15 protein-coding genes are annotated in these 21,922 nt (G+C 71.3%); 5 read left to right on the top strand and 10 right to left on the bottom strand.

Annotated elements, in window-relative coordinates; genetic code table 11:
* Nucleotides 1–173: 173 nt before the first annotated feature.
* The 3 genes from LZ198_RS15485 to LZ198_RS15475 form a co-directional block, all read right to left on the bottom strand.
* Entirely contained in the window at nucleotides 174–1,772 is a 1,599-nt protein-coding gene (locus LZ198_RS15485) for a hypothetical protein (RefSeq protein ID WP_253972731.1), read from the bottom strand.
* Between the two features lie 184 nt (nucleotides 1,773–1,956).
* On the bottom strand, nucleotides 1,957–2,670 hold the full coding sequence (gene infC / locus LZ198_RS15480) for a translation initiation factor IF-3 (RefSeq protein ID WP_323382651.1): 714 nt from the start codon (nucleotides 2,668–2,670) through the stop codon (nucleotides 1,957–1,959).
* 330 nt (nucleotides 2,671–3,000) lie between these two features.
* Nucleotides 3,001–3,543 (bottom strand): GNAT family N-acetyltransferase, encoded by a 543-nt coding sequence (locus LZ198_RS15475; RefSeq protein ID WP_253972729.1) that lies wholly within the window; start codon nucleotides 3,541–3,543, stop codon nucleotides 3,001–3,003.
* Nucleotides 3,544–3,784: 241 nt separating this feature from the next.
* On the opposite strand from LZ198_RS15475, the gene LZ198_RS15470 reads away from it, so the two are divergent.
* Nucleotides 3,785–4,852 (top strand): NAD(P)H-dependent flavin oxidoreductase, encoded by a 1,068-nt coding sequence (locus LZ198_RS15470; RefSeq protein ID WP_253972728.1) that lies wholly within the window; start codon nucleotides 3,785–3,787, stop codon nucleotides 4,850–4,852.
* A 45-nt stretch (nucleotides 4,853–4,897) separates the two neighbouring features.
* Here the strand turns inward: LZ198_RS15470 and LZ198_RS15465 are convergent, their stop codons facing one another.
* Together LZ198_RS15465 and LZ198_RS15460 are read right to left on the bottom strand one after the other, a co-directional pair.
* Complete coding sequence (locus LZ198_RS15465; protein WP_253972727.1) at nucleotides 4,898–5,794, bottom strand: bestrophin family protein; 897 nt, start codon at nucleotides 5,792–5,794, stop codon at nucleotides 4,898–4,900.
* An 87-nt stretch (nucleotides 5,795–5,881) separates the two neighbouring features.
* Complete coding sequence (locus LZ198_RS15460; RefSeq protein ID WP_253972726.1) at nucleotides 5,882–6,928, bottom strand: serine hydrolase domain-containing protein; 1,047 nt, start codon at nucleotides 6,926–6,928, stop codon at nucleotides 5,882–5,884.
* Nucleotides 6,929–7,067: 139 nt separating this feature from the next.
* On the opposite strand from LZ198_RS15460, the gene LZ198_RS15455 reads away from it, so the two are divergent.
* Entirely contained in the window at nucleotides 7,068–7,874 is an 807-nt protein-coding gene (locus LZ198_RS15455) for a hypothetical protein (protein WP_253972725.1), read from the top strand.
* A gap of 27 nt (nucleotides 7,875–7,901) precedes the next feature.
* Here the strand turns inward: LZ198_RS15455 and LZ198_RS15450 are convergent, their stop codons facing one another.
* On the bottom strand, nucleotides 7,902–9,203 hold the full coding sequence (locus tag LZ198_RS15450; protein WP_253972724.1) for an immunity protein Imm33 domain-containing protein: 1,302 nt from the start codon (nucleotides 9,201–9,203) through the stop codon (nucleotides 7,902–7,904).
* 112 nt (nucleotides 9,204–9,315) lie between these two features.
* Here LZ198_RS15450 and LZ198_RS15445 point away from each other — a divergent pair, with 112 nt between their 5' ends.
* Nucleotides 9,316–9,564: a hypothetical protein gene (locus LZ198_RS15445; RefSeq protein ID WP_253972723.1), complete on the top strand. Its 249-nt coding sequence runs from the start codon at nucleotides 9,316–9,318 to the stop codon at nucleotides 9,562–9,564.
* A gap of 128 nt (nucleotides 9,565–9,692) precedes the next feature.
* Nucleotides 9,693–9,953: a hypothetical protein gene (locus tag LZ198_RS15440; protein WP_253972722.1), complete on the top strand. Its 261-nt coding sequence runs from the start codon at nucleotides 9,693–9,695 to the stop codon at nucleotides 9,951–9,953.
* Between the two features lie 80 nt (nucleotides 9,954–10,033).
* Here LZ198_RS15440 and LZ198_RS15435 read toward each other — a convergent pair whose 3' ends face one another.
* The 4 genes from LZ198_RS15435 to LZ198_RS15420 all read right to left on the bottom strand — a co-directional run bounded on the left by LZ198_RS15435 (nucleotide 10,034) and on the right by LZ198_RS15420 (nucleotide 17,549).
* On the bottom strand, nucleotides 10,034–11,770 hold the full coding sequence (locus LZ198_RS15435; protein WP_253972721.1) for a carbohydrate-binding protein: 1,737 nt from the start codon (nucleotides 11,768–11,770) through the stop codon (nucleotides 10,034–10,036).
* 167 nt (nucleotides 11,771–11,937) lie between these two features.
* A complete protein-coding gene (locus LZ198_RS15430; protein WP_253972720.1) occupies nucleotides 11,938–12,924 on the bottom strand; it encodes a methyltransferase in 987 nt (328 codons plus the stop codon).
* A gap of 256 nt (nucleotides 12,925–13,180) precedes the next feature.
* Nucleotides 13,181–16,726 carry an endopeptidase gene (locus tag LZ198_RS15425; RefSeq protein WP_253972719.1) on the bottom strand — a complete coding sequence of 1,182 codons (3,546 nt, stop codon included), beginning with the start codon at nucleotides 16,724–16,726 and terminating at the stop codon, nucleotides 13,181–13,183.
* Nucleotides 16,727–16,949: 223 nt separating this feature from the next.
* Nucleotides 16,950–17,549: a TetR/AcrR family transcriptional regulator gene (locus LZ198_RS15420; RefSeq protein WP_253972718.1), complete on the bottom strand. Its 600-nt coding sequence runs from the start codon at nucleotides 17,547–17,549 to the stop codon at nucleotides 16,950–16,952.
* A 465-nt stretch (nucleotides 17,550–18,014) separates the two neighbouring features.
* Here LZ198_RS15420 and LZ198_RS15415 point away from each other — a divergent pair, with 465 nt between their 5' ends.
* Nucleotides 18,015–21,866 (top strand): Ig-like domain-containing protein, encoded by a 3,852-nt coding sequence (locus LZ198_RS15415; RefSeq protein ID WP_253972717.1) that lies wholly within the window; start codon nucleotides 18,015–18,017, stop codon nucleotides 21,864–21,866.
* Nucleotides 21,867–21,922 lie beyond the last annotated feature (56 nt).

The following is a 21,922-nucleotide window of genomic DNA, read 5'->3' as shown; positions in this document are numbered from 1 at the left end:
AACTGTTCAGCCTACACCGAGCCGCCTCGTGGGCGCGCCTCCTCCGCGCCCCATCGTCCTGGAAGCCACTTTCCCGACGGTCCGTTCCTCGGTCGCTGAGAAAGTGGCGTCCGTCCGCCCTCGAGCGTGGGGCCCGGGGCGCACGGACGGTGTGCGCCACGGGGGCCTCCGGGTCAGAGGTCCTGCTTCAGCGCCGCGTCCGTCACGCGGTAGTGCTTGAAGTAGAAGTCGTCCTGGTTCCAGAAGTCGTTGTCGATCATCTGGACGTGGATCTGCCCGCTGATGCCCGGCGCGATGCCGCTGTCCAGGTCCCAGATGGTGATGCCCTCCAGTTCCTCCTCGCCGCCGGTGAAGTTGACCGGCAGCTCCACCTGGATGCGGCCGGTGCGCACGTCGACGCCAATCACCCCGCGCCCCACCACGTCGGACACCAGGTAGAGGTTGCCCTTGGGCGAGAACTCGCCGCCCTGCAGGCGCGACAGCGACACCGGGGTGCCGTTGATGTCGCGAATCGGGAGGCTGGCCTCCCACTCGAACGCCACCTTGAGCGGCACGGTGGGGTTGGTGCTGCCCAGCCAGACGATCTTGTACCGGCGGATGACGCTGTCGTTGAAGTTGGAGGTGTACAGCTTGCCGTCCACCGGGTTCACCGCGCACCACGCCGCGTCCGCGGCGCCGGGCAGCGTGGCGTGCGCGATGTACGTGAGGTTGGTGTCGAAGACCGCCACGCCCGGCGTGGAGCCCTCGATGGGCACGTACAGCCGCCCCGCGTGGTACGACAGGTCGCCCAGGTGGTTGTACGCGGAGAGCTGCGCGGGGATGCCGCTCGAGATGGAGGCATAGCCACCCTGGGCGAGGTTGCGGCCCACCGGCATCTTGTAGAGCGTGGTCGTGTTGGTCATGTACCAGTTGGCCGCGTCGTGCGTGACGCCCTGGAGGTTGTCCGTGTAGCCGGGGGACACCTCCGACGGGAACTCGCCGGCGACCTGGAGGTCGGGGAAGGCGCGGCGCCACTTCGCCGCCAGGTCCACGCGGCCGGACGGCGCGACGACGTCGATGCGCGAGCGGAACCAGCCCGTCGTGTCCAGGATCCACCGCTGGTAGTACCGGGGCTGCAGGTTCCACGTGTTCAGGCGCTTCCAGCTACACGTGCCCACGCAGTTCCACCCGTCGAGGAAGAACACCGCGGAGCCCACGAAATCCGCCGCCAGCCCGGCCGTCTCGAAGTACGTCGTCTTGCGGTAGCCCGTGTCCGCCCAGCCCACGTTCGTGGGGCAGAACACCTCGTCCATGCCCGCCGCGCCGCAGAAGGTGTCGCGCCACCAGAGCGCGTCCGATTCCCAGCTCTCCCAGTTGCCCCGGCTCATCAACGGTCCGGGCAGGGCGCCACCGGGGCTGTCGGCCCGGGCCTGCTCGACGCCGGGCTCCCGCGCCCCCCGGGCCTCGCCGCGCGCCCGTCGCTCGAGCGCCTCGCGCAGGGCCTGGGGCACCCCATCCGCGTCGCCGCGCAGCGCGCGGTACAGCGCGTCCGGAGGCAGCGCCAGCCGCTCGGGGCCCAGCGCCGTGGGCTCGTCCCGGGTGCCGCGCTCGCGCAGCCCCACCTGCCCCGGGCCGAACTCGTAGAACTCCACCTGGTGCGTCGCGCTCAGCTCCACGCGCGCCAGCAGGGTTCCCTCCACCACGTCCTCCGCCACCTCCGGCGACGGCGCGCCACCACCACAGCCGGTGGCCCAGAGCACCAGCGCTCCCACCACGGTCCGATGCAGGCTCATGTTGTCTTCCCTCGAGACACGCCACCGCGCCCGGGCCCGCGCCATGCGCGCCCGGCGGAATCGGTGACCGCGGGAAGAACGAGCCCGGTGGAATTCCTTCTCTCCACCGGGCGGGGGACGACGGGCCCGAGCAGGCTCCCCTACGCGGTGGAGGTGGACTCCACCGCGTCCGGGGAGACGCGCATCAGGGCGCCGGCGTGTTCGACGGACCGGCGGGGGCGGCCGGAGCCGCGCTCGGCTCCGCGGCGGTGCCCGGCGCAGACGCGGGCTTCTCGCCCGGCGCCTTCTCGGGGCCCTGGCCAGGGCGACGCACGGTCGCCGCGGCCTGACGCGCCTGCTCACGCGCGCGCTGGGCGACCTTCGGGGTGGGGGCCAGAATCATGAACATCAGGCGGCCCTCCATGCGCGGCGGCTGCTCCACCACGCCCACTTCCTTCAGGTCCTTCGCCACGTCGTCGAGGATGGCGGTGCCCTGCTCCTTGTGCGTGATTTCACGCCCGCGGAACTGGATGACGACCTTCGCCTTGTTCCCTTCCTCCAGGAACCGGCGCGTGTTGCGGACCTTGAACTCGTAGTCGTGCTCCTCCGTCTTGGGACGGAGCTTCACTTCCTTGAGCTGGACGGTGAGCTGGGCCCGCTTCGCTTCCGAGGCCTTCTTCTTCTCCTCGTACTTGAACTTGCCGTAGTCCATGATCTTGCAGACTGGCGGCTGGGCCATCGGGCTGACCTCGACGAGGTCGAGCCCCTCGCTGCGCGCGCGCTCCAGTGCGGCTTCCAGCGGCATGACGCCGAGCTGGGAACCATCGGAGCCCACCACGCGGACCTCGCGGGCACGGATACGACGATTGGTCCTCTGGTCGCGGCTCCCGCCGCGGCTGCTTCTCTGATCCCGAAGAATGTGACGCTCCTCTGAAGGTTGTGGGCCGGCCTGCACCCCTGAAGGTTGGCAGGCCACTGCTTTACGGCATCAGGCGGGTCGACGATGACGGCAGGCGGCCCGCCCCACTGACACCCACGCAAGGTACAGCCCCCCCCTGCGTGAGGGTGAAGTCGATGGCTCCCCCGCCTGGAGGGCGAGGGGGCCTGGGGACAAATATATCGCTATCCGGGAGGACTAGCCCACCCCAGGAGATAACGCCAGGGCCGCCGGCTCGCCCCGGATTCCGCCCGGGGCGGAGGCCGGGGGAGGTGTCCGGGAGCGGACCCTGGGCCTGCCCGGGAGGGGGGCCTACCCGCGCCGGGCCCGCCACTCCTCACGGCGCTGACCCCAAATTTCAACCGGAGAGGATTCGAAGGGGGGCGGCAGCCTACCGGGGCCCCGGAGGGGGGAGCCCAGCCGTCGGGCGACCTGCTGGGAGGCCGTGTTCTCCGGGACGATGGTGTGGATGACGTCCGTCCACCCCAGGTGGTCGAAGGCCCAGTCGATGGTCGCGGTGGCGGCCTCGACGGCGTACCCCCTGCCCTGGGCATCCTTCAGCAGGGACCACCCCACCTCCGTACCCGGCCAGCCCTCCGGCATCCACGGCCCCACGCGGCCAATCCAGCGCCCCGTCGCCTTCTCCAGGACGGAGAACATCGCGAAGCCCTGGAGCGCCCAGGAGCCCGCCATGGCGGCCATCCCGCGCCACACCATGGCCGGCGGCTGCACCCCGCCGATGAAGCGCGCCGTGTCCGGGTCGCCCATCAGCGCGCAGAAGCCCGGGAAGTCCTCGAGCGAGGTGGGGCGGAGGATGAGGCGCGAGGTCTCCAGGGTCGGTCCGGGGGCGATCATCGTCGGTCTCCTGGGTGGAAGAGGACCGGCGGAGGCTCGCACCCGGGACGGGGCGGGACAAGCCGCGCTCGCGCCGGGGCTCCCGTCGCGACACAAGCATTCCTTCTCTCCACGGTTACCGGAAACCCGACACGGAGGCCTCCCCGCCGCGTCTTCGGGTCGCGCGCCCCGGCGCCGCGCAATACCCCATGGGCCACGAACCCACCGACGGGGAGCCGCCTTCATGTGGACTGAGACGCGCGTGGCACGGAAGCTCGGGACGCGGCTGCCGTTGATTCAAGGGCCGTTTGGCGGGGGCATGTCCTCCACGCGACTGGCGGCCGCGGTCTCCAACGCGGGCGGGCTGGGCTCGTTCGGCGCGAACCACCTGGGCGCGGCCGACATCGCCGCCACCGTGAAGGAGCTGCGGGGGCTGACGTCCGCGCCCTTCGCCATCAACCTGTGGGTGCCCTGGGAGGGCGAGCAGGCGCTGCGCCCCACGCCAGAAGAGTTCGCCGCGAGCGTCGCCCGGCTCAAGCCCTGGTACGACGAGCTGGGACTGCCCCTGCCCCGGTATCCGGACGCGTTCTCCCAGGACTACGAGGCGCAGGTGGAGGCGGTGCTGGCGCTCGCGCCGCCGGTGTTCAGCTTCATCTTCGGCATCCCCTCCGCCCGGGCGCTGGAGGCCTGCCGCCAGAAGGGCATCGTCACCCTCGGCACCGCGACGAACGTGGATGAAGGCGTGGCGCTGGACGCCGCGGGCGTGGACCTCATCGTCGCCTCCGGCAGCGAGGCCGGCGGCCACCGCGCCTCGTTCCTGCGCCCGGCGGAGGAGTCCCCCGCCACCACGGCGCTGGTGCCGCAACTGGCGGACCGGGTGCGCACGCCCCTCGTCGCGTCCGGAGGCATCGCGGACGGCCGCACGGTGGCCACGGCGCTGGCGCTCGGCGCGGAGGGCGTGCAGGTGGGGACCGCGTTCCTGGCCTGCGAGGAGTCCGTCGCCAGCGAGGCCTACCGCCGCGCGCTGCGCCAGGACTCCGCGCGCGCCACCGTCCTCACCCGCGTCTTCTCCGGCCGCTCCGCGCGCGGCATCAAGAACCGCTTCCTCCAGGAGATGACGCCGCTGGAGCAGGACGTGCCGCCCTACCCCATCCAGAACTGGCTCACCACGCCGCTGCGGCGGGCGGCGGCGACGCAGGGCCGCGAGGACCTCCTGTCCCTGTGGGCGGGACAGAACGCGCCGCTCATCCGGCACTCGCGAGCGCCGGAGCTGGTGGCGTTCCTGGAGCAGGACACCACGCGGGTGCTGGCCCGGCTCGCCGGCCTCTGAGCCGCCACGACCCACAGGCTCGGGCCCGCGAGGGGCCCGTGGGCGTCAGGCCGCCGAGGAGTCGCTCGGCGACGCGGACGCCGGAGGGACCAGCGCCGCGAGGTTGGCGTGGATGGTGGCGCAGATGAGGTCCAGCGGCAGGTCGTTGTCGTCGTGGCCGAACGGGTCTTCGATCTCGACGCCAATCTCCTCGATGCCGAAGAAGACGTAGGCCACGACGAAGGTGGCGAGCACCGTCATCCAGCCGAAGTCCCTCACCAGCGCGAAGGGCAGCGTGTAGCAATAGACGAGCAGCGCCCTGCGCAGGTGCATCACGTACGCGAAGGGGATGGGCGTCTTGCGGATGCGCTCACAGCCGCCGAGGTAGTCCACGAGCAGTTGGACGTTCTGGTCGAGCTGCATCTGCACGTACGGGTCGAAGCGGCCCTCGCGGCGCGCGGCGTCCAGCAGCTCGCTCATCCGCCGGGCCACCGCGAACGGGACGTGCTGGCTGGCCATCACCTGGGCCACCGCGTCCGCCGGCAGCTCCTTCGCCAACGGCCCCAGCTCCGCCTTGCCGCGCAGCGAGGAGGCGGCGGCGAACGGGAAGGCGGCCGTCCAGCGCAGGAGCGCGGCGTACAGCTCCGGCGACTCGCGCAGGAAGACGCCGGCGCCACGCGCCAGGTTGCGCGTCTCGTTGACGATGCCCCCCCACAGCTTCCTCCCCTCCCAGAACCGGTCGTAGGACGAGTTGGTCCGGAAGACGAGCAGGAGGCTCAGCGACATGCCCGCGAGCGTGTGCACCGTGGCCGGGATGTCCAGCGCGTGGACGCGGGCGTGGAAGACCACGACGCCCGCCGACCACAGGACGCAGACCATGACCCGGGCCACGATTTCGCGGACCATCGAGCCCTTGACGTAATGGAAGTAGCTCCACCAGCGATGCGGGTCGTACTCAACCATGGGAATCGAGCCGCGTAGGCTGCCGTGCCCCTCCGCCCCAGGCAAGCGCCATTGGTGTCATGCCTCCGGGGGCTCGGCCGCCCGCCCTCACGGGAGCAGCCGGGAGAGGACGTCGAAGCCGGGCGCCTCCAACGGGACGCGACCGCGCAGCGCGGCGAAGAAGGACCAGCCCTGGTCGGAGAGCAGGGCCACGCCCGCCTCCGCCTCGGGCACAAGCCCGATGAAGCCCGTATAGCCCCCCATCACCGACGAGCACCACGCCACGGTGTGGCCGCGCACCCGGGACAGCGTCCAGCCCAGCCCCCACCGCCGCGAGCCCGCCTCCGCGCGCGGCACCAGCGTCTCCTTCAGCGCACGGGACACCTCTGGCGGTCCCTTGCCCAGGTGGGCGTCGAGCAGCCGCAGCAGGTCCGGCACGGTGGAGTGGAGCGCGCCGGCGCCGGGCAGCGCGGGGTACGTCCAGGCCGGGACGGGCTGGCCCTTCGCGGTGTGGCCCGCCAACAACCGGGGGGCGAGCTCCTCCGTGACCCGCGCCGACGTCGACGAGAGCCCCAGCGGCGTGAACAGCCAGTCCCTCAACGCGTGGCCGTAGTTGACGCCCGCCCGGCGTGAGAGCGCGTGCCCCAGCACCCCCATGCCCAGCAGGGAGTCCGCATGGGGCCGAGGCGACGGCTGCACGGGGCGGTAGCCGCGCAGGAAGTCCCCGAAGAGGCCCGCGGAGTAGTGGCCGAACGGGTCCTCCGGGTTGCCGGGCGCCGCGTCGAGGTTCGGCGGCAGGTGGGGCATGCCGGAGGTGTGCGTGGCCAGCTGCTCCAGCGTGATGCGGCCCGCGACCTCGTCGGGAAGCAGCGCCCGGGGAATCACCTCCGAGAGCGGCATGTCGAGCCGCGCGCTCCCCCGGTCCGAAAGGAGCGAGAGCAGGGCCCCCGTGAAGACCTGCGTGAGGCCCCCCAGGGCGAACAACGCGTCCGGCGCGGGCGGCGCGCCGCGCCTCCGGAGCGCCTGGACATGGTGCGCGCCGCGCCAGGTGACGCCCGCGCAGAGCGACGCGGAGGGATAGCCGCGCACATAGCCGCGGGTCTCCTGGACGAGCAGCTCGGGAAGGGACGGCGGGGACGGACGGGCGGGGCTCACGACGCACCGTCTACACCATGGCCCATCCAGGCGCGTCCCACTTCGCGTCCTCCCGTGGCGCGGAGGCTCGCCCGAAGTCCCGGGTTGCACGATTCCCGCTCCGACGCCATCGTGCCCACGCAGGGAGGCGAGGGAGACGATGCCGACAGGACGGACCGCGGATAGGAGCTACAACGCCGGAGCGCGACGCACGGTCGACATGACCGCCGAGGATGCCTGGCGGAACTGGGCGCAGGGCGAGGGCCTGGGCCGATGGCTCGAACCGAGCGGCGCGGAGCTGCAGGAGGGCCAGGAAGCCACCCTGAAGGACGGTACGTGGGTGATGCCCATCCGCGTGCGCCCGCCCCATCAACTGCGCATCCGCCTGCGGCGCCCCCGTCAGGCCCAGCCCTGGACCGCGCAGCTCCGCGTCCTCCCCGCCGCGCGCGGCGTCACCATCGCACTGCACGCCGAGGGACTCACGGACGAGGCCACGCGGACGGCGTTCATCGCGCGCTGGAACCAGGCGCTGGAGGCCGCCCCGTCCCCCAGCCTCGCGAAGGCGGCCACCGCGAAGCCCCACACGCACAAGGCCTCGAAGAAGGTGGCCATTGAGAAAGCCACCGCGCACAAGGCCTCGAAGCAGGCGGCCACGCCCAGGGCCACCGCGAACAAGGCCTCGAAGCAGGTGGCCATTGCGAAAGCCACCGCGCACAAGGCCTCGAAGCAGGTGGCCACGCGCAGGGCCACCGCGCACAAGGTCGCCAAGCAGGTGACCACCACGCAGGCGGCCACGCGCAGGGTCACCACGCACAAGGTCGCCGAGCAGGTGGCCACCACGCAGGCGCCCACGCGCAGGGCCACCACGCAGGCCCCGGTGGCCAAGAGGGTGGCGCGCGGCGCCTCCGCCGCGAAGACACCCCGGGCGACCTCGGGCCGCGGCGCGAGGAAGACGCCCCGGAAGTAGACCCACGGGCGTCATCGCGGCCGGACCTCAATCCTCGATGAACCGCTCCCCCTCCAACCGGTAGCGGGCCCCGACGGGTGCATCCAGGATGGCGTCGAGCGCGGGGAAGCGCGAGACGAGCTGGGACAGCCGCACCACCGTGAAGGTCCGGGGGTCGTTCTGGGCCGCGTCGGGCTCCGTCCCGGAGGAGAAGGCCCAGCCGCTGTCGCGCTCGTCGAGCGGCGCCAGCCGCTCCGCGAACCGGACCGGTTGCGCGCCGCCCGCGATGACCCGCGAGACGATGGCGCCCTTGGCGCGCAACTGGACGCGCCGCATGAGCCGCTGTCGCTCCTCCGTGCCCAGCTCCATCCGGACGAGCACGACGTTCCCCGCCGCGTCGAAGTGGCGGCTCACCTTGAAGACGCCGTCACCCCACCGGTTGCCACACCCCAGCACCTTCGCGCCCGCCAGCACCAGCGTCGCCGCGTCCTCCGGGCTCTCGCGCAGCAGGGCATTGAGCTTCTCCAGGTTGCAGTGCGGCCGGTAGTCCACGCCCACCGCGAGGTTCTCCTCCTCGATGCGCTCCTGGAGGGGCGTCGCCTTCTCCCCCACCGACTCCATGGGCAGGTCCTTCCACCCGAACACACCGTCCGCCACCTCGCCCGCGCCCAGCGACTTCGCGAGCGCCGGAGCGTCCTTGCCCCAGAACACGTAGTCCGCGAGCCCGTCCTCCGGCTCCCACATGCGGAAGTGGCCCAGCGGCCCCAGCCCCGCGAAGAGGAGCTGGCCATGGTCCACCATCACCCCCTCCACGGACTCCGAGCGGACCGGCTCCACCTTCGCGTCGACGACGATGTCGATGGAGCGCCACCGCCCCGCGAACTCCCCGGGCGGCATGGGCACCCCTCTCACGGAGAGGGCCCGCCCCGAGGGCAACCCACCCACCGCCACCGCCCACAGGTTGTTGTACTTCACCACGCCCAGCCCGGAGCCGTGCTCGAGCGCCAGCCGCGCCCGCTCCGTGTGCGGAATCCTCGGCGTCACCACCTCCGTGCGCGCGTCGTAGCCTCGCTCCCGCGCGAACGCGTCGAAGTGCTCCGACGAGGGCCTGGCCTGGTCGAACAGGAAGCGCGCGTCGAACTCGCGGTCATACGCCTTGCCCGCCGCGACCGCGTCCCGCCCCACCAGGCGCAGGTCCCACTGCTCCGAGTCCTTCTTCCGAGGAGAGGCGGGCGCCGCGTCATGACGCCAGAAGCGCCCCAGCCCCGGGTCGAGAATGACGAGGATGCCTTCGGGGAGTTCGACCTCCCCGAGCGCCACGGTGACGGTGTCCTGGTTGGTTCCAGCCATCTCTCCACTCTACCCACAAATTGAAACACCCTCCAAAATGCAACTAAATACACAAGAGCAACCCATGTTCCGATATTCTCATCGAGCAACACATGCGAAAGGCTGATGACACATGAAGACGTGGTTCGCGGTTGCGGTGAGCGCGGTGGTGGGGGTCGGAGCGCTGGTGCCGACCCTCGCGGTGGCGGGCTCGCAGGGCTGGGACGTCTACGAGGTCCAGGGGCCGTGCAACGTCCAGCTCGTGTGCCCCAATGGCCAGTCCGTGGCCTGTTCGGGCAAGTGGTTCTGCAACTACTCCCCTGATGCCGGCTGGGTGAGCTGCGACGGTGCGGGGCAGTCGTGCGGCGGCGACGAGTGGTAGTCGCGCTTCCAGCGAGCCAGCCTCCGTCGCCCTGCTGAGCCCACCTCGGCACGGGAGCGACGCGTTTCGCGCCTCACCGTGACCCTGCTAGCCTTTTCGTGACTCTCTCACGAAAGGCTTGGCATCCCATGAAGACGTGGCTTGTTGTCACTCTGGGCGCGGTCGTGGGGTTCGGAGCGCTGGTTCCCCCGCTGGCGCTGGCGGGTTCGGCGGAGCCCTCGACGGAGGACTTCGCCGACCCGTGTTACCTGCAGCTCATCTGCAACAACGGCGAGGTGCTGAGCTGTCATGGCAACTGGTCCTGCACGTATGCGTCGGATTCCCCGGGCAGCCCCGGGTGGATCAACTGCGACGGCGCCGGCTGGGGCTGTGGCGGCATCAGTTGGTAGCTGAAGCCCGCTGACGCCATGTCCCGGTCCCTCGCGAGGGACCGGGACGTGGATGTCGCTGGAGGCGACGGGTCAACGCGTCACGGAGACACGGGGAGCAGGCCCACGCCCCGCTCCGCCCACTCGTTGCCCGGCGCGGTGCGCAGGTCATCCACGGGCAGGGAGAGCAGCTCCCACTCGGTGGGGCTCGACGACGGGACCTTGTTGGTGTTCTGCACGCGGGCCCGGTAGAGCTGCGCGTCGTGCATCACCAGGGCGCCCGCCGCGTACGTCATCTCCGGCTGGCCGGGCGCCAGGGTCGCCTTGGGCGTCCACCGCTCGAGCTTGCGGGTGGTGGTGCCGGCAGGCAGGCCCGTGTCGACGAACGTCAGCGCGGGCACCGCGGCGTTCACGTTCCCCGAGGCGGTCACCACGCCGGCCGTGCCGCTCCCGCCGGTGAGGCCACCCACCAGCTTGCGCGGGCCCTCCCAGCGGTTCTCCTTCAAGGTGATGGGCGAGGTGACGGCGGAGGCGATGGAGAAGATGACGCCCGGGTCCGTCGTGGTCGGGTAGACGCTGTTGTAGCCGAAGTCGAGTCCCCGGAAGGCGTTGCGCTCCCACAGGTACTTCGACGTCGCCGCGGTGCTCCCGGAGTTCCCGCCCACGTAGATGCCGAGCCAGAGCGTGTCCGCGAAGTAGTTGTCGGTGAACTCCACGTTGAGCGGCAGGTCCCCGGCCTCCGGGCCCACGAAGAAGTTGAGCAGCGAGGCGGCGCCCCCCACGAAGACGTTGTGGTGGAAGCGGATGTGGCCGGCGCGCACCTGCGCCTGCGAGTTGTTGTCCTGGTAGCCCTGGAACGCCGCGCGCCAGTCGATGGCGCCGAAGGCGAACACGTTGTGGTGGACCTCCGTGCCGTCACCCAGGTTCTGGATCTGCAGCGACTCCGTGCCGGTGCGCACCAGGCGGTTGTTGTAGACCTTCAGGTTGGAGCCCAGCGGCGTGGGCGCGCCCTGCGTGGAGCCGAAGTAGATGGCCTCGCTGGCGGTGTCGTGGATGTAGAGGTCGTGCAGCTTGATGTCGTTGAGGGGCGGCACCACGCCGTTGACGGCGCTGTTGTTGATGCGCAGGCCCGCGAACCCCGCCCGCATGATCTCCAGGAACTCCACCTCGAAGCTGTTCGCCCCGCCGATGCCGAGACCCATGTGGCCCCCGCTCAGGAAGATGTCGTCGCTCAGGATGCCGTAGCGCCCGCGCGAGTTGGCGTACTTCCCGCAGCGGTGCCCCTGGAAGTCCGCGTGGCCCGTGCCCGACTCCGCGTCATACCGCCCGGTGAGCACCCAGTTCGAACCGCCGGTGATGGACCAGATGTAGCCCTGCGTGCTGCCCGCCTTGGGCCGGATGACGACCTGTCCACCGGTGTTGGTGATGACCAGGCGGCGGCTCGCGTCCCGGTTCGGGAGGTTGCCCAGGTTGATGAGGGTGTAGTTGCCCGCGGGGATGTAGAGCCGGTCGAGCGTCTTCCAATCCACCGCCGGGAAGCTCTTCTGGACGTCCGGCACGTACAGCTCGCCACCCGCGTTCGGCCCCGGCAACGTGAAGGTCGTCCCCGGCGGGCCGAACTTGCCGAGCGCCTCGCAGTCACCCGGCCCGGCGTCCGTGCCGCCGTCGCCCGTCTGCGTCCCACCGTCGCCCGTCTGCGTCCCACCGTCGCCCGTCTGCGTCCCACCGTCCGTTCCACCGTCCCCCTGCAGCTGCTCGTCCCCGTCGGCCGGGTCGTCCGACGAGCATCCTGGACTGAAGAGGATGAGGGCTGAGAGGGCAGCGATTCTCCGAATCATGGGTGGGGGCTCCAGGTGATGAGGGGGACAGGGAGTGTACCGTCCCCCGCGGGGAAGCCCATCCCCCTCCTGGAGTTTTTCGCCACTCGATTACAAAACCAACGAAATTGACACAATCCGGATGAGCACCGCGGGCGGCGCGCCCCCGCCCGCGTGGAGGAGGGGGCTCAAACGGGCCGGGCCACCTGGATGCAGTAGGCGCTGGGCAGCGGGACGACGCGGTCCAGCTTGAAGCCGCCCTCCGCGTAGATGCGGTTGTACTGGTCCTGGGTGCGCTCACGTCCGCCGGCGAGCGAGAGCATGATGAGGTCCATCACCATGGCCGGGTGCGGTTCCGAACCGTCCGGCAGCACCATCTCCACCACCAGCAGCTCCGCGTGGGGCGGCGCGGCCTGGCGGATCTGCCGGAGGATGGAGATGGCCTGCGGGTCCGCCCAGTCGTGGAGGATGTTGCTGAGGATGTAGGCGTCCGCGGCGGGCAGCGGGCCCTTGAAGAAGTCCCCGCCCTGCGTGCGAACCCGGGGGTGCTTCAGCGCGTTGGCCACCACGTCCGGCAGGTCGAAGAGCGTTCCATGGGTGCGGGGCGCGGTCTCCAGCAACGCGGCCAGCACGTGGCCCCGGCCTCCCGCGATGTCCGCGATGTGCCCGTAGCGCCCGTAGTCCATCGCGCCCAGCATCGCCCCGATGACCTGGTGTGACTTCGACGTCATCGCCGCGTCGAAGACCCGCGCGTCCTCCGGATGGTTGCGCAGGTAGGTCCACAGGCCCCCGGGCGACACGGCGTCACACCCCGTCTGCCCCGTGCGCACGGACACCGCCAGCGCCCCCGCGGAGCGCCAGTTGATGTCGTCTCCCATCATCATCGCGAAGTGGCGCACGGACTGGGGATGGTCCGACCTCAAGTGCTCCGACAGGTGGGTGTGCGCCCAGCGCTCGTCCCGCAGCTCGAACACCCCCTGGGTGGCCAGCAGGCGCAGCATCCGGTGGAGCGCGTCCGCGTGCGCGCCCGTCGCCGTCGCCAGCTCCTCGCTGGTCATCGGCGTGGGACCCAGGGCATCCGCGACGCCCAATTGAGCCACCAGGTGCAGACACCGCGGGGCGAAATATCCAGCGGCGAGATTGACCATGAACGCCGGGGCAGGAATCTGTTGCATGCGCGCTCCATGTGGGAAGGGTTGGCTTTGCCAACCAGTGAATCCTAGCCACCCACTCCCACTGCGGGTCTCTCACCCCTCGGACGCCATGCCTTCAATTGAACACAACCACTGGATTCACAATGCCTGCCATCGACACCAACGCGTCACGCCAGACCCGGGACATGGGGGACCTGGGCTCCCGCGTATCGCCCCGCGGGGCATGTAGGCGCCACCGGCCCCGGCGTCGAACGGGGCCGGCGACTCCTCACGGGGTTCAGCGCGTGGCGTGGGGCCTGTGCGGGCTGGAGGAGTCCGTCGCGACGGAGGCCGCCACGCCGAACACCAGGTCATCGTTGTCGTCGTAGATGCCGTACGTGCAGGCCGTCCTGGGGCGGGACGACTCGACGAACTGGGCGCGCAGCGCCTGCCGGCCCACGCCGCCGCCCACCGTGAAGGTGTGCGTGAAGGTCTGCAGGCCCCGGCGCAGACAGCTCAGGCCGGTGACGACCTCCGACCAGGCGGGCGACCCCGACGCCGGAGCGGAGTACAGGTTCAGCCGGTCGCCCGCGTCGTAGCACCAGGCCGTCACGTCCACCCGCACCTGCTTGCCCGGGGTGATGACGCCGCCGTCGACGCTCTTGAGCACCACGCGGTCGATGCTCTCGTCGTAGTGGTAGAAGCCGAAGAGCCCGTCCGGACAACCATCGAGCGTGTTGGGCGTATGGGCCTCCGCGGTGAAGAACTGGCTGCCCCGGCTGTTGACGAGGTTGCCCGTGTCGCAGCCGCACCCGTTGCCGCATGCGGGGACGCCCAGGGCCTCGTCGAAGGTCGCGGTCGCCACCTCGCAAGCACCGCCGCCGCCCGGCTGCGTGGTGAAGCGAGCCCCCGTGCTGTATGCGCCCGCCCCGCAGGTCGACACCGCGCGGGCGCGCCAGTGGTAGGGCGTCCCGGCGGACAGCGCGGGCGTGACGGTCCACGTGCTGCCCGTCAGCGGCGCGGCCGAGCGCACCACGTTGGTGAACCCGGCGTCCGTGGCCACCTGCACTTCATACGTCGTGGCGCCGGCCACGTCCCCCCAGTCCAACACCGGCGACAGCGCCACGCCCGTCGCGTCCGGTGCGGGGCTGGTGAGCGCGGGCGCCGCGGGCGGCGTACACGTCGAGCCCACCGTGGTGAAGCCGAAGCCCACGGCGTAGATGCCGGGCCCGCAGGCGCTCGTCGCCCGGGTCCGCCAGAAGTACGGCGTGTTCGCCTCCAGCGCGGGCGTGACGGTCCACGTGCTGCCCGTCAGCGCCGTGGCCGAGCGCACCACCTGGGTGAAGGCGAGGTCCGTCGCCACCTGCACCTCGTAGGAGGTGGCGCCCGTCACGTCGTCCCAGTCGAGCACCGGAGAGAGCGCCACCCCGAGCGCCCCGTCCACGGGCAGCGACAGCCGCGTCGCGATGGGAGGGATGCAGGGGCCGCCCGCCGTCGCGCAGACGCACCCGGCCGCGGGGCCGTAGCAGGCGCTGGAGCTGGCGGGCACCACCGCGTAGCAATACTGCCGCCCGTTGGCGACCACCGTGTCCGTGTAGTTGCCGCCCGTCACCGTGGCGACGCGCACCTTGCCGAAGTCGCAGGCGGCATGCCCCTCCGTCTTCATCACCCAGTACTCGCTCGCGCCCGACACCGGGTTCCAGCTCAGGGCCACCTGGCCGTCGCTCGGGGTGGCGGTCAGCGTGGGCGCCGTCTTCGGCCCCGCGCCACAGCCCGCGTTGGTGGGCGCCGGCGTGTTGCAGGCGATGCCGTGGCGGCTGAAGGCGGCGTGGATGGCCGCCATGTGCGGCGTGCCGTCGTTGAGGTTGCCGTTGTCGTCATCCGCGGCCAGCCACTGCATGTAGCCATTGCTCGCGCCGCAGCCGTCGGACGTGCCCGCCGTGCAGTTGCAGCCATGCCAGGTGCCGACGGCGCCGCTGCCCTGGTAGAACAGCTTGTTGCCGATGATGAAGGCCGTGTTGGAGTCGTAGTTGAACGGCGCGGCCCTCAGGTCGCGGGCCACCAGGTCCCACGCCGCCTGTCGGACGGGCGCCGCGGCGCAGTGGACCTGCCGACCGCAGGGGCCCGTGCCGGAGGTGCACCGCGTGCACACGAAGTTCTGCGGCGTGGCGGGCGTCTGGCTCTCGTGCCCCATGTAGTCCGCGTCGCGCACGCCGGAGCAGCGCGTGCTGCACCACTTGCCCCCCGTGAGCGCCTCGTTCACGTTGAATCCCGTGCCGTCCGGCGTCTTGCCGCAGCCCTGGTCGCTCGTGGCGAAGAAGCCATAACCCACGCACGAGGCCTGCAACCGGTAGATGGACGCGATGTCCGCGTACGCCTCGCTCGAGTTGCTGAGCGCGCCGCCCGAGTCGTAGTCATCCATGCCGTGGCCCCACTCGTGGTCGAACACGGCGGCGATCTCCCCCGTGTTCCGGCAGCCACCGCCGCTGCGGTAGAAGTTGACGGTGGAGCCGTTCCAGTAGGCGTTGCAGGTGTTGTTGATGTTGACGTTGGCGGTGAGCTGCCCCTTGAGCCAGGAGTTGTCCGGCAGCCAGCCGCGCGCCAGCTCGGCGATGCGGTTCAGCTCGTAGAAGGCCGAGCGCGCCGCGGGCGTGTTGCCCGCCCCGCCGCCCCCCGTCGTGCAGTTGTGCTGACCATTGGCGCCCCCCATCTGGAGGTCACCGGCGGGGGCGCTGAAGCTGACCGCGCCGCAACTGTCGCTGATGCGCACGTACTTGCCGGACAGGGTGGTGGTGGCGGCGCCGGAGCCGTGCTCGAAGCGACCGGCGCTGTCCGTGTAGTTGTCGGGCGCGGGCATGCCGGTGTTCGCCCACGGCATGGGCGTGTCCAGTTGCATGCTGCCGCACGTCTCGTTGGAGGGGCACACCTCCGTGCTGCTCAGCGGGTAGATGCCCCCCTTCACCGTGGCGTCCAGGTAGTGGTTGTCGTCCTCCAGCGCCAGCACCTCGCCGGTGCGCGCGTCCACCGTCACCTTCCAGCGCTCCGCCTCGCCCGCGTCCTGGAAGCCATAGGTCCACACCAGCCGGTGCTGGTAGCCCGCGCCGAACGCCGCGTCCGCTCCCGCCATGGGCGCGAACTCCAGCGTGGGCTGCTGCCACAGGTCCGCCGGCGTCTCCAGGAGACCGAAGCGCTCACCGCCCGCCAGGAGCGCGCCTTCCTCGTCCAGGTCGGGCCGGGGGGACGCGGTGACGTTGCTCCAGGCCTCCGTGCCCAGGAGCACCAGGTTGCCGTGGTTGATGGTGGCCACCAGCCGGGCGTGCCGGACCGCGACCCCCTCCACCTGCTGGGGGATGAAGACGTGCCAGAGCACGTCCGTGACGCGCGTCACGCGGGGCTCGCCCAGTTGGAGCAGGTCCACGCCGAGCGCGTCGCGGTTGTCCGCGATGAAGCCCAGCAGCGCGTCCGCCACGACGGCCTCGTCCACCTTCTCCGCCGAGCGCCCCAACTGCTGCTGGAGCGAGGCCAGCGTCACGTGGTTGCCCACACCCGAACCCGGGATGAGCGGAATCGCCCCCTGGATGGCGGAGGGTGTCCCCGTGAGCGGGTCCAGGTACACATGGACGTCATGGCCGTGGCGCGCGAAGAAGGCCTCCCACGCCCCTTGCGCCAGACCGTCCAGCTTGCCGCGCGCGTCATCCAACGGGACGTTGGAGACGGGGAGATACAGCTCTGGCTTGAAGAAGGCCTGACTCGTCAACGGGCTCGACTGGGTGGGCTGCAGCGCCCACCCCAGCGCGCTGCCACACAAGACGAGACAGGCGATCCACTTCGACGCGACACGCATGCGGTCCCCCCGGAAACGGTTGGAAGCGCGTCCTCCTTCGCGGAGGAGCGCGGCCGCAGTCGAACCCGCGCCCCGAGCAGCGGGAAACCGCATCCTGCTCCAACTGTCCTGCCCACTGGCGCACCTGCCTCGTCCGCCCGTCGTCCCGTCCAGGACCCGACTGGGGAGCGGCCTGCGGGTATGAACCGCCGTGGACGTTTCGAGGGCGAGCAGGCGCGCGCGCTCAGCCCCCGAAGACCAGGCGAGCGGTCTGCTTCACCCACGCCCGGCGTGTCTCCAGCGTGTGGAAGTCGAGCAGCAACAACTGGTCGAACACCCGGGGCATCATCGCCAGCAGCGCCACGCCCGACCAGACCTGCGCCAGCGCCATGCGCAGCCGCTGCGCGGACTGGTTCGGCGCCGCCGGCGCCAGCCGCGTCGCCAGCTCCGCGAGGAAGTCGTTGAGACGCTGGATGGCCGCGCCGTCGTAGCGCTGGTGCACCAGCACGTCATGGAAGTGCGCGTGCGCGATGCGCGGATAGCGCCCCGTGTTGCCCATGACGTCCTCCATCAGCGTCTCGAAGGCCTCGCGTACGCCCAGGCCCTCCGACCGCAGCCGGTCGAAGTCCACCAGGACGTTCCCGAACGCCTGCTCGAGCGTCTCCTCCAACGCCTGGGCGATGAGCTTCTCCTTGCTCCGGAAGTAGTAGCTGATGGCGGCGCTGTTCACCTGCGCCTCGCGGGCAATCTCCCGGATGCCCGTGGCGTCCAGCCCGTCTCGCTCGATGCAGACGATGGTCGCGCGGAGGATGCGCTCGCGTGCGTCCTGCTCCTTGGTGCCCATTCCCTCGACTCCCTGATGCCACGAAGCCCGTCCTCCGGACCTCCCACGGACGGGCTCCGGGGGACAGTAGCCCAGGCGCACCCGACCGACGAGGTCTGTCGCCACGACGCGGCGCGGGTCCCACCCGCGCAAGCCGACGAAACGTCAGACACCCACGGTACATCCCTCGTCGTCGCGACATCCGTTACTCCGCTGCATGTGCTCGATGGATACCCGTGCGGGGCCACCGGTCGCCCCCGCTCCTCGTGTCCGCGACATCCGCGATGGCGGGAGCGCACGCCCCGCCACTCGCGGTGGGACTTCACCGACGGCGTCCTCTCGGCTGACGAGAGGACGTGAATCCGCGCGAGCCGTGCGACCTCGCGCCCGCCTGTCGTTATGACATCAGCAACTCGATTTCCGAACCGGCGCCGCGACTCGCGACGCCCGTCACGCCCTTCCCTTATGACCTCGAAGACTTCCTGGATGAGCTTCGCCCTGGCCCTGTGTGGCCTCTGGGCCTTCACCCCTGGCTGTGCCAACCCCGACGGAGACGAGGGCCGGGCGCCCTCGAAGGCCGTTCCCCTGGCGCCCGCCTCGGACCTGACCGAGGGCTGCGGAGACCCCACGGACGCGGGCACGAGCGACGGCGGCGTCCCGGAGGACGGCGGCAGCGGCGATGGCGGCGCCCCCAGCGAGGACCCGAGCATCATCGGCTACGTGCTGCCCGCCCCGGAGTCGGAGGCCGCGGGCACCAACACGCGCGTCGTCGTGGGCTTCGTCGAGCCGCTCGACGTCGCCTCCCTGGGCCCCAGCAGCCTCTCCGTGAAGGAGAACGGCGTGCCGCTGACGGGCGCCGTGAGCCACGACGCGGCCAACCGGACGCTCACCTTCACGCCGTCGCGCCCGTTCACCCCGGACGCGCTGGCGACGGCGACGGTGGGCACCGCGGTGCGGACGGTGTCCGGCCGAAGCCTCCCCACGCCCCGGTCCTTCTCCTTCTCCGTGGGCATGCAGGCGGACACCACCGCGCCCACCGTGCTGTCGACCCAGCCGACCACCAACGAGGTGAACGTCTTCTTCTCCCGTCCCGTCTATGTCCTCACCTTCCAGGAGGCCATGGATCCACGGACGCTCACCTCCGCGACGCTCCAGTTCCAGCAGGTGTTCGGCTCCGGCCCCGCGGCGCCGCTCGCGGGCGCGCTCACCTACGACGGGGCGAGCCGCTCCCTGTTCTTCCGCCCCAACCCCCTGCCCGCGCCGGGGGCCCGCGTCACCGGGACGCTCTCCACGCAGGCGAAGGACCTGGCCGGCAACGCGCTGGCCGCGCCCTTCACCTTCGCCTTCACCGTGGCGCAGTACCTGGACAACGAGGTGCCCCGCGTGAAGGCGACCGCGCCCACCCACCAGACGCTGGGCGTGTCCACGCGCGCCGCGCCCCTGCTCGTGACCTACACCGAGCCGCTGCGCCCGGACTCCGTGACGACGGACCGCGTCTACCTCGAGGAGCTCAACGCGGAGGGCACCCAGGTGGTCCGGCGCGTCCCGGGCACCGTGCGCTATGACGACGTCTTCCTGCAGGCCGCCTTCACCCCGCTGGAGCCCTTGAAGTACCAGACGCGCTACCGGGGCCGCTCCCGCGACGTGGTGGACCTGGCCGGCAACTCGCAGTCGCTGTACGGCGGCTTCGACTTCATCACCGAGCTGCCGCCCACCCCGCCGCTCGTCCTGGGCGCCACGCCCGCGCCGGACATGCGCTTCGTGCCGCTCGGCGGTCCGCTGCGCGTGAGCTTCGACCGCCCGTTGGACCCGGCCTCCGTCGACGCGACGACCGTCTCCGTCGCGGGCGTCAGCGGGCTCGTCAACTACGAGGCCTCCACGAACACGGTGGTGTTCCGCCCGGTGCCCCCCTTCCAGCCCGCCACGGACTACACGGTGACGGTGCAGGGGGTGCGCACGCCGCAGGGCCAGGTGCTCGCCGCGCCGTTCACGTACGGCGTCCGCACGGTGGCGCCGCGCACGCGGTTGAGCCAGGAGACGACCGGCCAGCCCGCCCTGCCCGTGGTCGCCACCGGCCCCCGGGGCACCCTGGCCGTGTGGAACGTGGACACCGGCACCGGCGTGCAGGTGCGCGCCGCCCTCGATACCGGCGCGGGCTTCCCGGACTCGGTGCTGGTGGGGCCGGGCCGCGCGATGACCGTGCAGCCCCTGGTCGCGACCTGGGGAGACCGCTTCGTCGTGAGCTGGTCGGACGCGCAATACTCACCCAACCGCGTCGTCGTCTTCGACGGGACGTCGTTCACGCCCGTGCCGGCCACGTACGGCAAGGTGTTCGGCGTGGGCGCGAACCTCTACAACCTCGACTCCGACGGGAAGACCTTCCGCATCCTCAACGGCGAGCAGTGGGCCACCACGTTCCGCGCGACGTACCTGGGCTCCCCCGCCACCCTCCTCCAGAACGGAGACCGCGTGCTGATGTCGTCGGGGTACAACACCACCAGCGAGGTCTCCGTCGTCTTCGACGGCGTGCAGTGGCTGGAGACCTCCGTCACGTCCTCGCAGGACGCGCAGTACCTCGCCGTGGGTGACGGCTTCGCCCGGGCCTGGGTCTCCTCGCGCGGCACGGAGTTCGCCCTCTTCAACCGCGACACGCGCCAGTGGGGCGCCCCGGAGCTGGTCTCCTCGACCGTCGCGACCGACCTGCGCATCGCCACGGACGGCAACGTCCTCACCGCCGTCTTCGGCGCCAGCACCGGCCTGTTCGCCTCCACGCGCGTCAACGGCACCTGGCAGCCCGCGGTGACGCTGGACACCGCCTCCGTGCGCGACCTCTGGGCGCTGCTGTCCCACCGGGGCAACTTCCTCGCGCTGTGGACCACCAACGCCACCTCCACGCAACTGCGCGCCGTCTCGCAGGCGGGTGGGTCGTGGAGCTCCGCCACCAAGGTGGTGGCGACCACCGGCGTCAACCGGGTGCTCGACGCGCGCGCCTCCGGCGACGACCTGCTCGTGCTCTCCCAGAAGGACGACCTGTACTCCTCCGCCACCGACCTCTGGGGCACCGCGCTCACCTCCCTGGGGTGGCAGCCGGGCGTCCTGCTGCGCGCCAAGGAGGATGCCCTCGCGCAGCTCCTGCCCGGGGGCGCAGGCCAGGCCGCCGTCTTCGTGGCGCCGGGTCAGCTCTCCGCGCGCGACTACCTGGGCGCCGGCCAGTGGGCGCCGGCGCGCCCGCTGGTGACGCCGGAGCGCGTGGGCAGCGTGCGCAACACGGCCGTCCACTTCCTCGACGACGGGCGCGGGGTGGCCGCGTGGGAGCAGTTCGACTCCGGCGCGTGGGGCCTCTACGTCGCCGAGTTCGACGGTCAGTCCTGGCTGGAGCCCGTCCGCGTGGCGGCCGGTGGGAACAAGCACCGCGTGGCGATGGACGCGTCCGGCGCCGCGGTCCTCACGTACCTGCTGCCGTCCTCCACCAGCGGCAAGGTGGACGTGTGGACGGTGCGCTACGAGGCCGGCGTCGCGACGGCGCCGTTCAAGCTGGACTCGGTGACGGCCACCGACCCGGACCTCCTGCTGGTCCAGGGGCCCAGCGGCTACATGGCCGCGTGGGGCGAGGTCGAGATTCGCGCGGCCCAGAGCGCGCAGGGACGGACGTGGACGGCCCCCGTGGTGGCCCTCGTCCGCTCCTATCCGGAGGTCCGCTTGAAGAACGTCCGGCTCGCGGTGATGGGGCCCTCCTTCGCGCTCGCGGCCCAGCGCGACGGCTCCTACTCCCTCGGCGTGCGCATGCACACCTCGGGCGTCTGGCAGACCCCGTCCGAGCAGGTCATGCCCAGCTCCACCTACGACTTCATCGCGGACGGCGGCACCACCATGTTGATGTCGTCCTTCACCAACGAGTTCCGCTACATCTTCCACAACGGCATCGCGTGGTCCGCGCAGAACACCACCCCCACGCCCGGGGAGAGCCCGGCCCTGATGGCCACCTCGCCCCAGGGGATTCGCCTCCACTCGGGGAACAGTTGGTGGCGGTGGAGCGGGACGACCTGGCTGAAGGAGGCGACCCACGTCGGCCGCGCCCAGACGGCCGGCCTCATGCGGTGCGACCCGAAGGGCTGCGCCCTCGCGTCCGGGGCGGCCTACACCCTGCCGGTGAACCTGGAGCTGTCCTACGCCTCGGGCACCGGCGCGTTCCAGAGCGGCGCGTCGTCGACGGAGGCCTCGCCCACCACCCTCGTCGGCGGGCTGACCTGGGACTTCGCCGGTGGCACCTACCGGGGTACCTGGCGTCAGCGCATGGAGGTCGGCGTGGACGCCCTGTACGCCAGCACGGAGCTGTGACGACACGTCCCGTCACCTGACCCGTGGGTGGGGAGGCGGCCCGCCGACCTCTCCAC

Source organism: Myxococcus dinghuensis, assembly GCF_024198235.1.
Lineage (GTDB): Bacteria > Myxococcota > Myxococcia > Myxococcales > Myxococcaceae > Myxococcus > Myxococcus dinghuensis.
The sequence above is the reverse complement of the archived record's forward strand: the minus strand, read 5'-3'. Positions and strand labels throughout refer to the sequence as shown.

What these genes read in the sequence shown, in the direction of transcription:
- LZ198_RS15485 (WP_253972731.1), bottom strand. Translation starts at nt 1,772, where the DNA reads ATGAGCCTGCATCGGACCGTGGTGGGAGCGCTGGTGCTCTGGGCCACC.
- LZ198_RS15475 (WP_253972729.1), bottom strand. Translation starts at nt 3,543, where the DNA reads ATGATCGCCCCCGGACCGACCCTGGAGACCTCGCGCCTCATCCTCCGC.
- LZ198_RS15465 (WP_253972727.1), bottom strand. Translation starts at nt 5,794, where the DNA reads ATGGTTGAGTACGACCCGCATCGCTGGTGGAGCTACTTCCATTACGTC.
- LZ198_RS15455 (WP_253972725.1), top strand. Translation starts at nt 7,068, where the DNA reads ATGCCGACAGGACGGACCGCGGATAGGAGCTACAACGCCGGAGCGCGA.
- LZ198_RS15450 (WP_253972724.1), bottom strand. Translation starts at nt 9,203, where the DNA reads ATGGCTGGAACCAACCAGGACACCGTCACCGTGGCGCTCGGGGAGGTC.
- LZ198_RS15445 (WP_253972723.1), top strand. Translation starts at nt 9,316, where the DNA reads ATGAAGACGTGGTTCGCGGTTGCGGTGAGCGCGGTGGTGGGGGTCGGA.
- LZ198_RS15440 (WP_253972722.1), top strand. Translation starts at nt 9,693, where the DNA reads ATGAAGACGTGGCTTGTTGTCACTCTGGGCGCGGTCGTGGGGTTCGGA.
- LZ198_RS15435 (WP_253972721.1), bottom strand. Translation starts at nt 11,770, where the DNA reads ATGATTCGGAGAATCGCTGCCCTCTCAGCCCTCATCCTCTTCAGTCCA.
- LZ198_RS15430 (WP_253972720.1), bottom strand. Translation starts at nt 12,924, where the DNA reads ATGCAACAGATTCCTGCCCCGGCGTTCATGGTCAATCTCGCCGCTGGA.
- LZ198_RS15425 (WP_253972719.1), bottom strand. Translation starts at nt 16,726, where the DNA reads ATGCGTGTCGCGTCGAAGTGGATCGCCTGTCTCGTCTTGTGTGGCAGC.
- LZ198_RS15420 (WP_253972718.1), bottom strand. Translation starts at nt 17,549, where the DNA reads ATGGGCACCAAGGAGCAGGACGCACGCGAGCGCATCCTCCGCGCGACC.
- LZ198_RS15415 (WP_253972717.1), top strand. Translation starts at nt 18,015, where the DNA reads ATGAGCTTCGCCCTGGCCCTGTGTGGCCTCTGGGCCTTCACCCCTGGC.